Genomic DNA, 16,553 nt, shown 5'->3' with positions numbered 1-16,553 from the left:
TTTTCAAAATTTTCTAAAAAACCTGCCAACTCCTAGAAGTTGTTTAAAAGCAACCGTTTCTTGCTGTGAAATTACAACTAATTTGTTTCCATTTTTGAAATCGTTGCAAAACAAAGAATTCTGACGGGTATTTCTGCTGGTTTTGGTTGCGCCAAGGCAACTAAATTGGTTGCTTCGATGCAACCAGGTTTTTCAAAATCCTGCGCAGAAGAGCCTTTTTGCAAAAAAACAGATCAATCCCGGGAAAAAAGTTTGATCTGTTTTTTAATTTTATTTTTGCGCGATATTGTATTTTTTTAATTTTCGGCTGATGGTGGATTTATTTACCCTGAGTTTTCTCGCCACTTCCGCGGCCGTTGAATACTTTTCCAGATAACTCAGCAGCAGCTCTCGCTCGTACTCACCCATCAGTTCTTCCAGGGACAGTTTTTCCTCCACCAGTATGTTTTTCGATCGGTCGCTGGCAAAGAGCAGATTTTTCACCTGCCTGGAAGTAATCTGTTCACCGTCGAAGCTGACGATCAATCGTTCGATCATGTTTCTCAGTTCACGGATATTTCCGTGCCAGGGAGCGTGCATCAATTCCGCCATGGCTTCCACGGATACCTGCTTTTTCGTGTGATATTCTTCGCAGAACATGCGTACAAAGTGTTCCGTCAGGGCGCGTATATCCTCTTTTCTCTCCCTGAGGGGCGGTACTTCAATGGGAACCACGTTGAGCCGGTAATACAGGTCTTCCCGGAAGGTCCCTTCCTCTACCGCCTGCTTGAGGTTCACATTGGTGGCCGCTATAATGCGCACGTTGACGCTGACAGTCTGCTTGCCGCCCAGTCTGCGGATCTCCTTTTCCTGGAGGACCCGCAGCAGCTTTGCCTGCAGGCGCATGGGGATCTCTGCGATCTCGTCTAAAAAGAGCGTCCCTTCCTGCGCCATTTCAAAGATTCCCACCTTTCCCTTTGTATCGGCCCCCGTAAAAGCGCCCTTTTCATAGCCAAACAGTTCCGATTCCAGGAGGTTTTCCGGTATGGCCGCGCAATTGATCTTGACAAACGGCTTTTCCGTCCGATTACTTTTGTTAAATATGTAGTCGGCGATCACTTCTTTTCCTACACCGGATTCGCCGCAGATCAAGACGGTCGTGTCCAGCTGAGCCACCCGCTCCACCGTATGGATGATCTCTCTCATCTTCGGGCTCTCTGCGATAATGTCAGGACTGCTGCCATTGCTTTTGGCTCTCAGGTACTCCAGCTCTTTTTTCTGTTTTTCCGAAAGCTCTTTGCTCTCTTCCAGGAGGCTTTCCAGAACCCTGGTTTCCGTGATATCCCTTTCCGTACATACCACCAGCCGGATTGTGCCGTCCTTGTAATAGGGCACCGCCGTCAGATAAATGCTGCTGCCGTCCCCCAGCGTCTGTATCATCCGGTACTCACTCTTTGTCTCCAGAGCTTTCAGCACCGAAGATTCATCCACGTACCCCTGTTCCAAAAGCTCCTGCATATTTTTCCCCAGGATCTCTTCCAGTTCCAGGCCTCCCGTGCGCTGAGAGTCCTTGTTTACCAACAGCACATTCCCCTCGCCGTCCGTAATGAACACGCCCACCTTAATCGTATTCATGATATTCAGGATCTCATCATAATATTCAACCAGCAGTTCTTCTTCCCTAAGTCTATCCATACGTGCCTCCTGTCTAAAATCAGATTATCCGGTATACACCGCCTCTCCGCCTACAATTGTCATCAAAACCTTCATGCCAAACATTTTATCCCTGTCAAAAGCACAGGCGAACGGGTTTTCTTCCAAAACCGCCAGGTCCGCCAGCATACCCGGACAGAGACTTCCTGTCTCCTTTTCTCTGCCCGCCGCATAGGCGCTGCCATAGGTGTACGCCCTGAGACTTTCGTGGACAGACAGCTTTTCATCCGGCGAGAAGCCGCCTTTCGGTTCTCCATCATCGGTCAAACGCGTCACTGCCCGGTAAACGCCTCGCAGCGGGTTCAGCTCCGTTACCGGATAGTCGGTTCCAAGGGCCAATACCGCGCCATTTTCGGCCAATGAACGGAAGGGCCAGGAATAGCGCATCCGCTCTTCTCCAATCATTCGATGAAACGGATGGCCATCGAAATCGTATTTCGGCAGATGATCCGGCTGCACGGAAGCGATCACGTTCAAATCGCCGAACCGTTTGATATCTTCCGGAGAGATGGATTCAATATGCTCGATGCAGTGTCTCAGGCCCCGTTCCCCAAGTGCGTCCCGGGCATAGGCAAAGGCATCCAGACCCAGCCTGACCGCCCCGTCGCCGCAGGCATGAAGCCGTACTTTGATATCATTTGCCGCCAGCAGGGCTACCCGTGCTTTGAGGACCTCCGGCTCGATCATCGGGCTACTGCGAAATTCCGGCATATCCGTATAAGGTTCCAGCATGAAACCCGTATGGCCCATGGGCGTTCCGTCAAGAAAATCTTTTACTCCGATAAACCGAAGCAGATCCGACGTATATTCTTCTCTGGCGCTGAAGATTTCCGTCAGGTCCTCCATCATCGCTATGCAGAAATTGATCCGTACCTTTAACCTGCCCTGCTCTTCCAGCAGCTTGTAGGCCCGGTCCGCGCGTATTCCATACAGAGGCAAGTCCCCTACGGATGTTATTCCATATGTATTCGCCTTCTCCGCAAAAGATTCCGCATAATCGGCCATTGATTCCAAACTCATGTCCTTTAGAATGCCCTTTAACATGGGAATTACCGCAGCTTCATGGACATAACCGGTCGGTTCGCCGTCGGAATTTCGGAAAAAACTCCCGTTTTCCGGATCCGGCGTGTCCCTGGTAATTTTAAATCTGCGCAGCGCTTCGCTGTTGGCCCAGGCCCCATGACATTCTTTGTTCAGTAAAAATACAGGGATATCTTTGAAGTATACATCCAGACTTTCTTTGGAAGGAAGCTTATTTTCCGGCCACCGGAAATTATCCCAGGCCCCTCCCAGGATCCAATCCTTTGAGCGGCGGTCTTTATTCTTTTCCCAAAGCATCCGCACCGCCTCTTCTTCTATATTGGCGTACCGCAATATTCCGTCTCGTTCCATCAGCGCGCCGGACATCAGATGAACGTGAAAATCGTGGAATCCCGGCATGATGAAATTATCGTCGAACCTGAGGATCTCTGTCTCCCCATCCAGGTAAGGCTCTGCATCCGATTCGTTTCCCACGAAAAGAATGGTACCATCTTCCCATATTACATAACCGTCTGTCAGCTCCTCCGACAGTCCCGTATAAATATGTTTGCAGCGTAAAGCTTTTTTTCTCATTTTTCATCATCCTCCACTCTGAATACGCCGTTCCTCACTTCCCGAATATAGAGGAAAGCCGTTATCGGCCCGTAAAGTATGGTGGCCAGCCCCAGGAAGATCGGCAGTATCTGATCCGATCCCGCTGCCACCAGCGCTCCCAGGACTACGGAAGATACCAGAGCTATAATTGCCCAGATATACGCTAATCTCGTTTTTTTTGCTTCGCTCAATTCTTTTTTCATCATTCTACCTGCCTTTCCTCACGCTACGGATGTGTTTTTTTCACCTTTATATGTGATCTTGGCAACTACGACATACACGATCATACTGAAAATAATGCAGGCCAGATTCGTGGGGATACCCCATGGAATTCCCAGAGCGAACTGCCATACCGCATAGGCGATGATGGTGAGTACCAGGCTCCAGAATCCGGCTGCCGCAGTCTTCTTCTTGTAGAAGAGTCCGAACATCAGCGGAACGATAAAGGCCGCTACCTGGAATCCTCCGCAGTAGTAGTAAGCCTTGGAAATGCCGTCCTGCCAGAAATAAGTGGCAACGATCATAAAGATGCCGATGCACCAGATTACCACACGGGTTCCCAGGACTTCCGCCTTGTCACTGAGGGCCGGCTTGAAGAAGCCTTTCAGTATATCGTGAATGACCACCGCTCCTGCAATCAGATAATCCGCGCTGACCGTTGACATGACAGCTGAAAGCAGCGCCGCTACGAACAGACCTCTCAGTCCAATGGGCAAAGTGGTGAAAACAACGCCCCAGAAAGCTTCTGACGGAGCTGCCGCCGCTGCTTCCGGGAAAATAACCAGGGCTGCCATACCCGCGATAACCATTACCGTACTAAAGAAGAGCCCGAAGATCATGATGCAGGTATAGGAAACCTTGATGTCTCCACCCGATTTGGAAGATCCAAACCGCTGATAAGACTGGGAATTGGCGTACATAGCCAGCGCGCTGATTACCCATCCCAGTATGGCCATAAAGCCGTTGCCTCCGGTTATGGTCATGAAGTCGGGATTGACTGCTTCCACCTGGTCGAACAGGCTGCCGAAGCCCTGGAAGTGAGCATAGATGCCAAAGCAGAGAACGCCCGCGGCAACGGACATTACCACAAACTGCATCATATCGGTTACAGCCAGACCCCAAAGTCCTGACAGGGAAGTATAGAAAATAATGATGACCCCGAGTATTGCAAAAGCTACCCACATGTTCATCCCTGTCACATAGGCGACTACCTGCCCGCCGGCTGTCAAAAGAGCCGCTTCATATAAAAACGGCGGCAGCATTCCCAGCGCCATAACCAGCTTTGTCTTTTTGTCATACATGTAAGCCATCAGATCCGGCATGGTGATAACCCAGTCGGGAATCTTATTCCGAACCAGGGGCCCGATCCATACGGCCAGCGGCAATCTGAGGATGGCCGTGGGAATTACATAGATGAAGATAATACAGATTCCCATGGTGGTACCGCATTCGGCCAAGCCGACTATGGTCCAGGAATCGTACCAGCTGGCCGCCCCGACGCCTACAAGGACCGGGATCGTAAGCCTTCTGGAAGCTACGAAGAAACTCTTCATATTTTTGCTGGCCCTTTTGCGCATGACCAGCCCGACTAATATAATGACTGCGAAATAAGCTACAATGATCATCCAGTCCAGTTTGGACCATATCTCTGCAAAATTAATCATAAAAAATTCCGCCTTTCTCAATATTTAAAAGTTATTGTCCACCCGATATTTCAGTCCTAAAACGTGTTCACTTTCCACAGCGAATTCATCCAGATACGCATATCTGAGATTTGAATTCTTTCCTTTGTATAGGACCTCGATCTCAACTGCGGGTCTGAAAAACGGCCGTTCCTTATCCAGTCTCAGCCGCGCCTCCGTTCCGTAGAACTTTTTCATGACACGAAACTGGAGATATTCCTCTGCCTTTGCTTTGACATCATGCATAGAATTGGAGCATTCCAGCAGCTTTCGCTGTTTTCCGTCCACGCGGCCCTTTTTCAGCGGCAGTTCTCCGCTTTCATACAGGTCGTACTGGAAAGGATGCATTTCGTTCATATCAAAGACGAGTCCCACCTTTCCGGTCTTCATAAGCCCCTTCTTCCGGAACATGATGTTGCGTTCTACGGCAAAATCGTATTCCAGATAGCAATAGGGCACCCATACGTCCGTTACGTTTTTCACTTCAAACTTTACGATGGGCCGGCCGAAAAAACTTCCTCTGAGCAGTTTGAGCTTGCTTTCGATGGCCTCATTTCTGCTGCACACCGCCTCTGTAAAGTACTGCGCACCCGCATCTTTTCGCCGACTGCCCGCGTGCTCAGGCTGAACTGCTTTTTCGAGTTTTTCGAGCCTCTTTACAATCGTTTTTTCCTGCTGCACATGATCCACTCCTTTCTTTTACGCCGTGAAATAACTTCTGACTTATATATGTTGCAAGACCCGTACCAAGGCAAAAAAAAGAAAACTCGTTGAAATTTCAACGAGTTTAGTCAATTGTCGTTTTGCGCCTTTGGAACACTGTTTTATTTTTGAAACACTTTTTTGCTGTAATTTGAGTACTTATCTGCTTTTAAATAGCTGTAAGAGAGTATTTTCTAACGTTTTTGAATTTTCTGAACTTATATGCGCGCTTGGTTGCTCTGATGCATCTGCGAGTTGCGAAAATGCAACTTGGTATACTATTTGTTGCCTTGCGGCACAACCTTTTTTAACAATACGCACAATTCGTTAAAAAAGACCGCATTCTGCCGGATAAGAAACGTCTATCTAATTTCGGATTGTAACGTGTTAAAGCAATTTCGGATCTTCCAACCAAAGAGGGAGATAAAAGCGGATCTTTTTTCAACGTTTCTTACCCTTGCAGGCCAATCTTAAGTGGAAATTTCCAAGAAAAAAATCCGTAAAACCTGCAAGTCCACATATTTTATCCGCTCCGATCCAATTTCAAAACAAAAAGCGCCAGGCCAGCTTCCAGTTTCCTGTCAGACCAAAGATTTCCCTACATCACAACTTTATTTCAACATCTTTTTCAAAAACTGACCCGTATAGGACGCTTCTACCTCCGCCACCTCTTCCGGGGTTCCCTCGGCCACGATCTCGCCGCCGCGGAATCCGCCGTCCGGCCCCAAGTCAATAATATGATCGGCCCGTTTGATTACGTCCAGATTGTGTTCGATAACAACTACCGTGTTTCCTGCATCCACCAAGGTGTCCAGAACTTGCAGCAGCTTGTCCACGTCGGCAAAATGCAGCCCTGTAGTCGGCTCGTCCAGGATGTACAGCGTCTTGCCGGTGCTTCGTTTGGACAGCTCCGAAGCCAGCTTAATCCTCTGGGCCTCACCGCCGGAAAGCTGCGTTGAAGGCTGTCCCAGCTTGATGTAGCCCAGGCCCACCTGCTCCAGGGTCTCCAGCTGTCTGGAAATAGACGGGATGTGCTGGAAAAATTCCAATGCTTCCGTCACGTTCATATCCAATACGTCAAAGATGCTCTTCCCTTTATATTTTACTTCCAGAGTCTCCCGGTTGTAGCGCTTGCCTTTGCAGACTTCACAGGGCACGTACACGTCTGGCAGGAAGTGCATTTCAATCTTAATGATGCCGTCTCCGCTGCAGGCTTCGCAGCGGCCGCCCTTTACGTTAAAGCTGAACCGGCCCTTTTCGTATCCCCTCAGTTTGGCCTCCGGCAGCTGGGCAAACAGGTCCCGAATCGGCGTAAACACGCCGGTATAAGTAGCCGGATTGGAGCGAGGCGTTCTGCCGATGGGCGACTGATTGATATCGATTACTTTGTCGATATTTTCAATTCCCAAAATCTTTTTATGAGCGCCGGCTTTGGCTTTCAGCCCGTTAGTTTCAGCAGCCACTCCTTTATAAAGAATCTCATTGACCAGGCTGCTCTTTCCTGAACCGGAAACTCCAGTAACACAGACCAGCTTGCCCAGGGGGATGTTCACGTTGATCTTTTTCAGATTGTTCTCCGCAGCGCCTTTGATCTGAATTTTGAGCCCGTTTCCCTTGCGGCGGGCCTTCGGCACTTCGATTTTTTTCGCACCGCTCAGATACTGTCCGGTGATGGACCTTTTATTCTTTTTGATGTCCTCCACCGTGCCTTCGGCTACCAGCTCACCGCCGTGAAGGCCGGCTCCCGGACCGATATCCACGATATGGTCCGCAGCGTACATGGTGTCCTCATCGTGTTCCACCACAATGAGAGTGTTGCCGATGTCGGTCAGGTGGCGCAGGGTAGCCAGCAGCTTTTCATTATCCTTCTGGTGCAGGCCGATGCTGGGCTCGTCCAGAATATACAAAACGCCCACCAAACTGGAGCCGATCTGTGTGGCCAGCCGGATACGCTGCGATTCGCCGCCGGAAAGGGTCGCGGAAGCTCTGGAAAGGGTCAGGTAGTCCAGGCCCACATCTATGAGGAAATTGAGTCTGGCCTTGACTTCCTTGAGAACCTGATTGGCGATCATCAGCTCCCTCTCTGTAAGCTGCAGTCCTTCAACAAATTCATAGGCGTCACGTACCGACAGCTCGCAGAATTCCATAATATTTTTGCCGCCTACTGTGACAGCCAGAATCTCCGGCCTCAGACGCCTGCCTCCGCAGGTATCGCAAGGCGTTATGGTCATGTATTTGCTCATCTTCTCCTTAATAAACTCGGAGTTGGTTTCACGGTATCTGCGCTCCAGATTATTAATCACGCCCTCAAATGGGTGATCCCGATAGGACTTGGTACCGTTGCTGCGGCTGGTATAGTAATACTTGAGATGGCGGGTACCTGTTCCGTATAACAGCTCTTTTTTAAATTTCTTCGGCAGCTTGTTGTATGGGGTATTGATATCGACACCGTGATACTCAGCCAGAGCCTCGATCATCTGCCGGTAAAAGCCTGAAAACTCCATGGAGGCGAAGATCGTGGAAAGGCAGCCGTCCGGTATGCTGACATCCTGTTTGGTGATGATCAGATCCGGGTCAATCCTCTGGATGAACCCCAGCCCTTTGCAGTCCGGGCAGGCGCCGAAAGGATTGTTAAAGGAAAACATCCGCGGCTCCAGCTCAGCGATGCTGACTCCGTGCTCCGGACAGGCCAGACTGGTACTGAAGATCCGGTCGTATTCTTCATCGTCCTGTTTGATATGGGCCACGATCAAACCGTCGCCGTGGGAAATAGCCAGCTCGCAGGCTTCCGCCAGACGGCTTTCCGCCCCTTCCTTGACGATAATTCGGTCAATCACGATCTCAATGATATGTTTTAAATTCTTTTCCAGTTTGATATCTTCTTCGTTAATCTGCCGGATCTCTCCATCCACTCTGACTCTGGTAAAACCTTCCTTGCGAATCCGCTCCAGAATCTTTTCATGTTCGCCCTTTCTCTGGCGTACCACCGGGGCCAGCATGGTAATTCTGGTCTTTTCGCCCAAGTCCATCAGCAAATCCACAATCTGATCCACCGACTGGCTGGATATTTCCTTGCCGCAGACCGGGCAGTGGGGCACCCCGATACGGGCGTACAAAAGCCGCAGATAGTCGTAGATTTCGGTTACAGTTCCCACCGTGGATCTGGGGTTTTTACTGGTGGTCTTCTGGTCGATGGAAATGGCCGGTGAAAGGCCTTCGATATATTCCACGTTGGGCTTTTCCATCTGTCCCAGAAACTGTCTGGCATAGGAGGAAAGGCTCTCTACATAGCGCCGCTGACCCTCTGCGTAAATGGTATCAAAGGCCAGCGAGGATTTTCCCGATCCGGAAAGCCCCGTCAGCACCACCATCTGATCCCTGGGAATGGTTACATCAATATTTTTTAAATTGTTTTCATTTGCTCCTTTAATGTGAATGTCTTTTGTCATCTCTTATCCTCTTATAGTTTTACTTTATATTCGAAAATCTGGTCACGCAGCATGGCCGCCCGCTCGAACTGCAAATCGGCCGCCGCCTGTTTCATTTCCTTTTCCAGCTGCTTTACATAAGCCGCCAGTTCTTTCTTCGTCAGCTCCAGCGGACTCTTTCCCTGATACTGGGCTTCGTCCTCCGCCACCTTGGTGGCCTCGATTACTGCCCGCACCGATTTTTTAATGGTCTGCGGCGTGATTCCGTGTTCCTTGTTATAAGCGTCCTGAATCTTGCGCCGCCGCTCCGTCTCTTCAATGGAAACCTTCATGGCCGGACTGATTTCATCGGCATACATGATGACTCGGCCCTCCGAATGTCTGGCCGCACGGCCGATGGTCTGGATCAGCGAAGTCTCGGTACGCAGGAAACCCTGCTTGTCTGCGTCTAAAATAGCCACCAGGGAAACCTCCGGAATGTCCAGTCCTTCCCGCAGCAGGTTGATGCCTACCAGCACGTCGAAAACATTCATTCGCAGATCCCGAATGATTTCCATCCGCTCCAATGTATCTACCTCAGAATGGAGATATCTAACACGGATTCCGGCATTTTTCAGATAATCTGTAAGGCTCTCGGCCATTTTTTTGGTCAGAGTCGTCACCAGAACCTTTTCTTCCTTTTCTACGGTTTTATTGATCTCTCCGATCAGATGGTCGATCTGGCCTTCGCTCTTCTGCACCTGAATCAATGGGTCCAAAAGGCCAGTCGGACGAATGATCTGTTCCGCTGTGATACCGCCGCTCTGTTCCTTTTCGTAAGGACCCGGCGTAGCGCTGACGTAAACGCACTGGTTGGCCAGCTTTTGGAATTCTTCGAATTGAAGAGGACGGTTGTCCAGCGCCGAAGGCAAACGGAAACCGTATTCCACCAGTGAGCTCTTCCGCGAACGGTCCCCGGCGTACATGGCCCGCAGCTGGGGCAGCATCACGTGAGACTCGTCGATCATAATCAGAAAATCGTCGGGGAAATAGTCGATCAGCGTATAAGGGCGGGTTCCCGGCGGCAGGCCGTTGAGATGACGGGAATAGTTTTCGATTCCCTTGCAGCTGCCGATCTCCCGCAGCATTTCGATATCGTAGCGGGTCCGCTGTTCGATTCTCTGGGCTTCGATCAGCTTGCCCCGGTCCTTGAACCACTGAACCCGTTCTTCCAGCTCTGCGCCGATGGTCAGGGCCGCCTCTTCAATCTTTTCTTTTGTGGTAACGTAATGAGACGCCGGATATACGGCAACATGGTTGCGCAGCCCGATGATCTCGCCTGTAACCGGATTGAGTTCCTTGATGGTTTCCACCTCATCGCCGAAAAGCTCGACTCTGACGGCGTTTTCAGCTCCGGCCGGATAGATATCCACCACATCCCCCCGTACCCGGAAGGTTCCTCTGGTAAAACCCATGTCGTTGCGGGTGTACTGGATGTCCACCAGACGCCGGAGGATTTCCTGACGGTTCTTTTCCATGCCCGGGCGCAGGGAAAGCACCTGATTCTCGTAATCCACCGGACTTCCCAATCCGTAAATACAGGAAACGCTGGCTACGATGATAACGTCCCGCCGTTCCGACAGGGCTGCTGTCGCCGAGTGGCGCAGTTTTTCAATTTCATCGTTGATGTCGGAGTCTTTTTCGATATATGTGTCTGTGGAAGGCACGTAAGCCTCCGGCTGGTAGTAGTCGTAGTAGGACACAAAGTATTCCACCGCGTTGTCCGGGAAAAACTCCTTGAATTCTCCGTGGAGCTGTGCGGCCAGTGTTTTGTTGTGGGAAATAACCAGCGTCGGTTTTTGTACTTTTTGTATGATATTGGCCATGGTAAAGGTTTTTCCGGAACCGGTGACCCCCATCAGGGTCTGATGTTCTTTTCCCTCCATGATGCCCTGCGCCAGTTTTTCGATTGCCTGTGGCTGGTCGCCCATGGGCTTGTATTCTGAAGCTATTTCAAAACGTCGTTCTTCACGCATTTATTTTTCTCTCCCTTGGTTTACTGATTCGATTTTTCTTCCAATAGTTTTTTTACCTGTTTATCAAAATCAGATTCAATATTCTGCGTCTTACTAAATAGTTCATATTCAGCTTCTGCCTTTTCTTTCGCCTGTCTACTTGATATCCTGCCCTTATCCGGTAAGATATCGTATCTTCTGAATTCAAGAAACGCATTGACGCTGCTGGCAAATTCCTCCATAGTAAACGTATTTTCGCGCTCAATCAAATCCTCTATATAATCAAAGTATCCTGTCACTGCTCTTTCTAAACTTCTAATTTGTTTCTCGTTCAAGTAATTTTTAGCAATTGAAACATCTGATTTTAATACCCGCCCATCCGGTGCAGCCTTCCAGGTTGTAAGGCCCATATGATCTTTTGTATGGTCTGCCTTTGTATAAACGATCTCAGCGGCTGTTTGTCCGGCAATTGCATAATGAAATTTATTTTGCACCATAGCATAAAACTGATGTGTTATCTCAGCGTTTTTGTCATAATCAATACTGCATTCTGCAAAGATGTCTGTAACCTGCTGCCAAATTCTTCGCTCACTGGCTCGAATTGACCGTACTCTCTCCAACAGCTCTCTGAAATAATCATTCCCAAAGGCTGTTTTCCCCTGTTTCAACCGCTCATCATCCATTGCGAATCCTTTGATTATAAAGTCCTTTAATACACCCGTAGCCCATATGCGAAAATGTGTAGCGCGCATAGAGTCAACCCGATAACCAACCGATATAATGGCATCTAAATTATAATAATTTGTTAAGGAGTTCTGGACTTTATCAGGGATAGCTCCGTGCTGAGTGGGTATTGCAATTTTTGCAACAACCACTTTTTCATCTAGTTCTCCACTTTCAAAAATATTTTTCAAATGTCTGCTAATCCCTGATTTATCAATTCCAAATAACTCTGCCATTCCTTTTTGGGTCAGCCAAATTGTTTCATTCTTCATTAGCGCATTAACAGACACATCTTCTTGCTGCGATTTATAAATAATAAAGGGAAATTCGCTCATACAAATTTTCTCCTATCATAGCTGTTCTTGCCAAACTAATAATTTTACAGATACCCTCATTTTCCTTCCATTCTAGCACAGAAAAATTAAAAAGTACAGAACAAAAAGGAACATTTGTTCTGTACTTCTTTAACAGTTATACTTGTCCACCAGAATTAGTTACTGATTTCACTTTTCTGGATTTTTATTAATATTCTTTTTTTCTTGATTCGGTTTTTTTAAACATTTATATACTACTACACCCGCAATAACAAAAACTGCTACAATAATAAGCAATATAAATGGTCCTAAAGTCATTAGTTGTCCATCATTATTCATCCAAACATTCTCCTTAACTAATTTAGAAAAAATCTGCTAATATCACAATGTTTAACCTGCTGGATATGCGCATATCGTAATAAGTATCCTCTGGATTTAACTAATTATAACATTTTCCATAAAAACAGATCAATTCATTCATAACACGCATTACTGTTTTTGCTGTCCTTTTACCGCTTCAAGTCACTTTGTAATTTCAATTAATAAGCCCACCCTGCCCAGCATTTTCTGCCTTGCAGCAAGTTATGCCGCAAGAATCGGCTCATATGGAAAACTGCAAAAAAGACAAATTGCTATTTTTATCAACACGCAGCGAAAAGTCAGGTTCTTGTTGAACTTTTCTCAAGGATACAGAGCATGTGAGCGTAGAATCTCGATTAATATGCAGCTTTGAACAGGAACAGAGACCGCAACCCTTGAAAATACATCAACAACAAAGCAGAAAGGAATCCGTTGTTGAACAAATATGCATATTTCAAAAAAATTCCATATCCCAAATTGAAACCTTATTTTCCTTTCATTCCAGCACAAAAAACAAGGAAACACAGGATAAAAGAAACGTTCGTTCTGTGCTTCCTTGATTTCTATATAGGGAAATTTCCTTGCACAGCGCACCGGTTGCTTACTCCTCTTTCCCAAAAATAAAATCATAAAGAGTCTGGTATAGCCGCATGGGTTCGATGGGCTTTGCCAGGTGGGCGTTCATTCCCGCTTCCTTGGATTTTTCGATGTCATCGTCGAATGCGTTGGCAGTCATGGCGATAATGGGGATTGTCTTAGCATCCGCATTGCTCAGATGCCGGATATTCCTCGTCGCCGTCAGGCCGTCCATCAGGGGCATCCGAATATCCATCAGGATTGCGTCATAATACCCCGCCTGGCTTCTGGTGAAGATCTCCAGCGCCTGTAATCCGTTCTCTGCGGTATCCACCTCAAACCCGCTGGTCTCCAGCAGCGCGGCGGCAACCTCAGTATTGATCGCATTGTCCTCCACCAGCAAAATCCGTTTTCCTATAAAATTAAAATCCTCCTTGTCCCCTTTCTGTTCCTGCTCCTCCTTTTGTCCCAATGCTTTGGAGAAAGCCGATACCAGCGCTGATTTGAACATGGGTTTGCTCATAAGCAGGTTAACGCCGGCCAGCCTGGCCTCATGCTCAATCGCGCTCCAATCGTAAGCGGTCATAATAATAATGGTAACCTCCGGACCTACGATAGCACGCACCTGCCGTGCCGTTTCAATACCGTCCATGTCCGGCATCTTCCAGTCGATGAGAATCATATCAAAATATTTATGTGCTTCCCATTGGGTCTTTACCAGCTCTACCGCTTTGCGGCCGCTGTCCACCCATTTTGCCGTAATTCCAAGCTCTCTCAATGTGGAAACAGCGCTTTCGCAGACCGCCACATCGTCATCCACCACCAGCGTTTTCAAATAGGAAAAATTATAATCATGCTTCTTCTGTTTGTGCCGCAGCTTCTCTTCCTCAGTAATGCCCAGCTTCACATCCACGGTAAATTCCGTACCGATATCCTTAATGGACCGCACGGTGATCTTGCCTCCCATCATATCGATGATATTCTTGGAGATAGCCATTCCCAGACCGGTGCCCCCATAGAGCGCCGTAGTACCGGTGCTCTCCTGAGAAAACGCCTCAAAGATGTGTGGGAGAAAATCTTCACTCATACCCGTACCCGTATCGTTGACAATGAATCGAAGCGCTGCACCATTCTTTGTCTTGCTGCGCTGCTCCACAGAGAATGCTACACGACCGCCTTCACTTGTAAATTTGATGGCATTGCTTAAAATATTAATCAGCACTTGCTGGAGTTTCATAGCATCGCCAATGTAGTAATCGTCCAATACCGGGTCTACGATACACTCGTAGTCCAGGCCCTTCGACGCCGCCTGCGTATAGCAGATAGAATTGATGCCTTGAAGGAACTCCTCCGTCGGAATCTTCTCATTTTTCAGCAGCATTTTGCCGCTTTCAATCCGGCTCATGTCCAAAATATCATTGATAAGGGACAGGAGAAAACGGGAGGAAATGCCGATCTTAGAAATACAATCCGCTACCTGCTCATCATTGCCGATGGATTGGGCTGCGATAGTACTCATACCGATAATCGCGTTCATAGGAGTTCTGATTTCGTGGCTCATGCGCGAAAGAAAATCCGACTTGGCGGCGTTGGCCTGTTCGGCAGCTGCCAGAGCCGCGGACAGTTCTTCTTTCTGCCGCTGCCCCTGCCGCATTACGTCAGTCACATCGGCACGGGTCATGCAGACCCTGTCCAGCTCCTCACTGATATAGAATACCTGGAACCTCTTGACCCGTTTGCCTCGCGCCTCCTGGACTTCCAAAATAAAAGTATAGACTCCGTTTTCCGACAGTTCCGCTCTCATATAATCAAAATTGAGTTTCTCGAGGAACTCTGCCCGGGCTGCCTCGTCCATATATCTGTCCGCCACAAGGCTGATTTCCTTTTGAAAATCCCCCTTTAGCGGAATCGTCAGCTTTTTCCGGTCCTCATATGCCGCCAGACGATACTTGCCTGTCTGCAAGTCGATCTCCGTAATAATATCATAATCCAATTTGGATACATTTTCCAAAAGCTGTTTCTGCAGCTTCTGTTCTGTGATATCCACGGTGTAGAAAAACATCACAACATCGCCAGTCTTAGGGTTAAGGCAGGTCCGCAGATTGGTACTTCCCCAGAAAGCTCCCGACCCACCGTTACGCTGCCGCAGGAATTCAAAATGATAGTCCGTTTCCCCCTTAGCATAATCATCGAGGACTTTCTCACGTTTAAGAACACGGCGAACCTCATTCCCCTGCTTTAGGTCCGCGGCGGAAGAAGCCAAATGTTCAATCGTATTGTCGTAGGTGTCACCTACCGTAGCGACTGCCACATCCGAAGTTGCCACATAGCTTTCCACTTGGTTCCTGGTAACATTAATGCGTCCCTGCATGGCCCCTTCCGCAACAGTCAGCTCCGCAAAATAGGCGATTTCCTTTTCGTAAAGCTCCTTAGCACGCTCCTGAAGCAGTTTTTCCTCTGTAATATCAATGCATACGGAAGTAATCGCGCTCCGCCCATCTTCCGCGGTCATCCTCAGCCCGGTGTCATGCACCCATATGTAAGAGCCGTCCTTTTTCTTCATCCGGTATTCCACTGTGTACTGGCTGTTGCTCTCCAATCCGCGGCCTACCGCCGCATCCACCACCGCACGATCATCCGGGTGCATGCAGTTGGAAATCAGGCCGCCGATATCAGTGACGAATTCCGCTTCGTTCTCATAGCCCAGGTAGTCCAGCATCTGGCGGTTGATAAAGTAGAAAGGAAACCCTTCCTCAATATATCCACCCATCATGCCCCCGGGCAGAGAATCGTTCAGAAGCTGCTGCCGCTGGCGAACAATATTTTCCATCACCAGAGTTTTGGGGTAGTGTTCCTGCCCCCGCTGGCTGCTGCCCGGTTCCGCAATATGCAGATCGTGAATCAGCCAGCGTTCATACCGCCGGGCCAAAACGAAGAATCCACGCAGCCTCCAGGTATATTGAGAATTTTTCAGGGTAAGCGTCGCGGACAGACTGCAAACATGTTCATCAAACATGTGCTCATGGATTACTGAAGTTTCACATGAAAACGGTTCTGTCAGCTCCTGAATATCCTGGCGAATATATTGAGTCATATCGACCTTTCCGTTGGCGTACTCGCCCTCACCAGGCCCGATAAAACTAATTTCTTCTGCTAAAAATGCCGCCGCCCCTATGGCATCCCGTTGTTCAAGCCATGCCCGGCAAAATGTATCTACAGTCCCGCTCACCGTCTGTGCGTTTCCCATCTTTTTATCCTTTCCAAATGTACAGCGGAGCAATGAATTATCAACGTTTCCCCTCTCCGAATACTTATGCGTATTGACAAATTGCGGCTAAAGCGCACACTGTCCATATACGTATCAGTATAGCACGCACCCCCATACAAATCAAGATTCCGCGCGGTATCCCCTCCCGGGAAAAGGGCGCGAAAGTATAAAATAAAACG

The 16,553-nt window shown here is 48.5% G+C and carries 10 protein-coding genes; all 10 read right to left on the bottom strand.

From position 1 onward, the window contains the following. Positions 1-270: 270 nt before the first annotated feature. The 10 genes from NE619_RS10135 to NE619_RS10090 all read right to left on the bottom strand — a co-directional run bounded on the left by NE619_RS10135 (position 271) and on the right by NE619_RS10090 (position 16,353). Positions 271-1,674, bottom strand: coding sequence for a sigma-54 interaction domain-containing protein (locus NE619_RS10135; protein WP_256132300.1), 1,404 nt, complete (start codon positions 1,672-1,674; stop codon positions 271-273). Between the two features lie 24 nt (positions 1,675-1,698). Further along, entirely contained in the window at positions 1,699-3,306 is a 1,608-nt protein-coding gene (locus tag NE619_RS10130) for an amidohydrolase (RefSeq protein ID WP_256132299.1), read from the bottom strand. Further along, a complete protein-coding gene (locus NE619_RS10125) occupies positions 3,303-3,533 on the bottom strand; it encodes a hypothetical protein (RefSeq protein WP_256132298.1) in 231 nt (76 codons plus the stop codon). Before NE619_RS10125 ends, NE619_RS10130 begins: the two co-directional genes overlap by 4 nt. 15 nt (positions 3,534-3,548) lie before the next feature. Beyond that, complete coding sequence (locus NE619_RS10120; protein WP_256132297.1) at positions 3,549-4,991, bottom strand: sodium:solute symporter family protein; 1,443 nt, start codon at positions 4,989-4,991, stop codon at positions 3,549-3,551. Positions 4,992-5,015: 24 nt separating this feature from the next. Next, positions 5,016-5,690 (bottom strand): hypothetical protein, encoded by a 675-nt coding sequence (locus tag NE619_RS10115; RefSeq protein ID WP_256132296.1) that lies wholly within the window; start codon positions 5,688-5,690, stop codon positions 5,016-5,018. Between the two features lie 632 nt (positions 5,691-6,322). Further along, positions 6,323-9,160: an excinuclease ABC subunit UvrA gene (uvrA, locus tag NE619_RS10110; protein WP_256132295.1), complete on the bottom strand. Its 2,838-nt coding sequence runs from the start codon at positions 9,158-9,160 to the stop codon at positions 6,323-6,325. 11 nt (positions 9,161-9,171) lie between these two features. Further along, entirely contained in the window at positions 9,172-11,154 is a 1,983-nt protein-coding gene (gene uvrB, locus NE619_RS10105) for an excinuclease ABC subunit UvrB (RefSeq protein ID WP_256132294.1), read from the bottom strand. Positions 11,155-11,174: 20 nt separating this feature from the next. Next, positions 11,175-12,191, bottom strand: a complete 1,017-nt coding sequence (locus NE619_RS10100) for a virulence RhuM family protein (protein ID WP_256132293.1) — start codon at positions 12,189-12,191, stop codon at positions 11,175-11,177. Positions 12,192-12,359: 168 nt separating this feature from the next. Then, positions 12,360-12,509, bottom strand: a complete 150-nt coding sequence (locus tag NE619_RS10095; protein ID WP_256132292.1) for a hypothetical protein — start codon at positions 12,507-12,509, stop codon at positions 12,360-12,362. A gap of 622 nt (positions 12,510-13,131) precedes the next feature. Beyond that, positions 13,132-16,353 (bottom strand): response regulator, encoded by a 3,222-nt coding sequence (locus NE619_RS10090; protein WP_256132291.1) that lies wholly within the window; start codon positions 16,351-16,353, stop codon positions 13,132-13,134. Positions 16,354-16,553: the final 200 nt, after the last annotated feature.

The sequence above is a fragment of the Anaerovorax odorimutans genome (assembly GCF_024459955.1).
Taxonomy (GTDB): Bacteria; Bacillota; Clostridia; order Peptostreptococcales; family Anaerovoracaceae; genus Hominibacterium; species Hominibacterium odorimutans_A.
The sequence above is the reverse complement of the archived record's forward strand: the minus strand, read 5'-3'. Positions and strand labels throughout refer to the sequence as shown.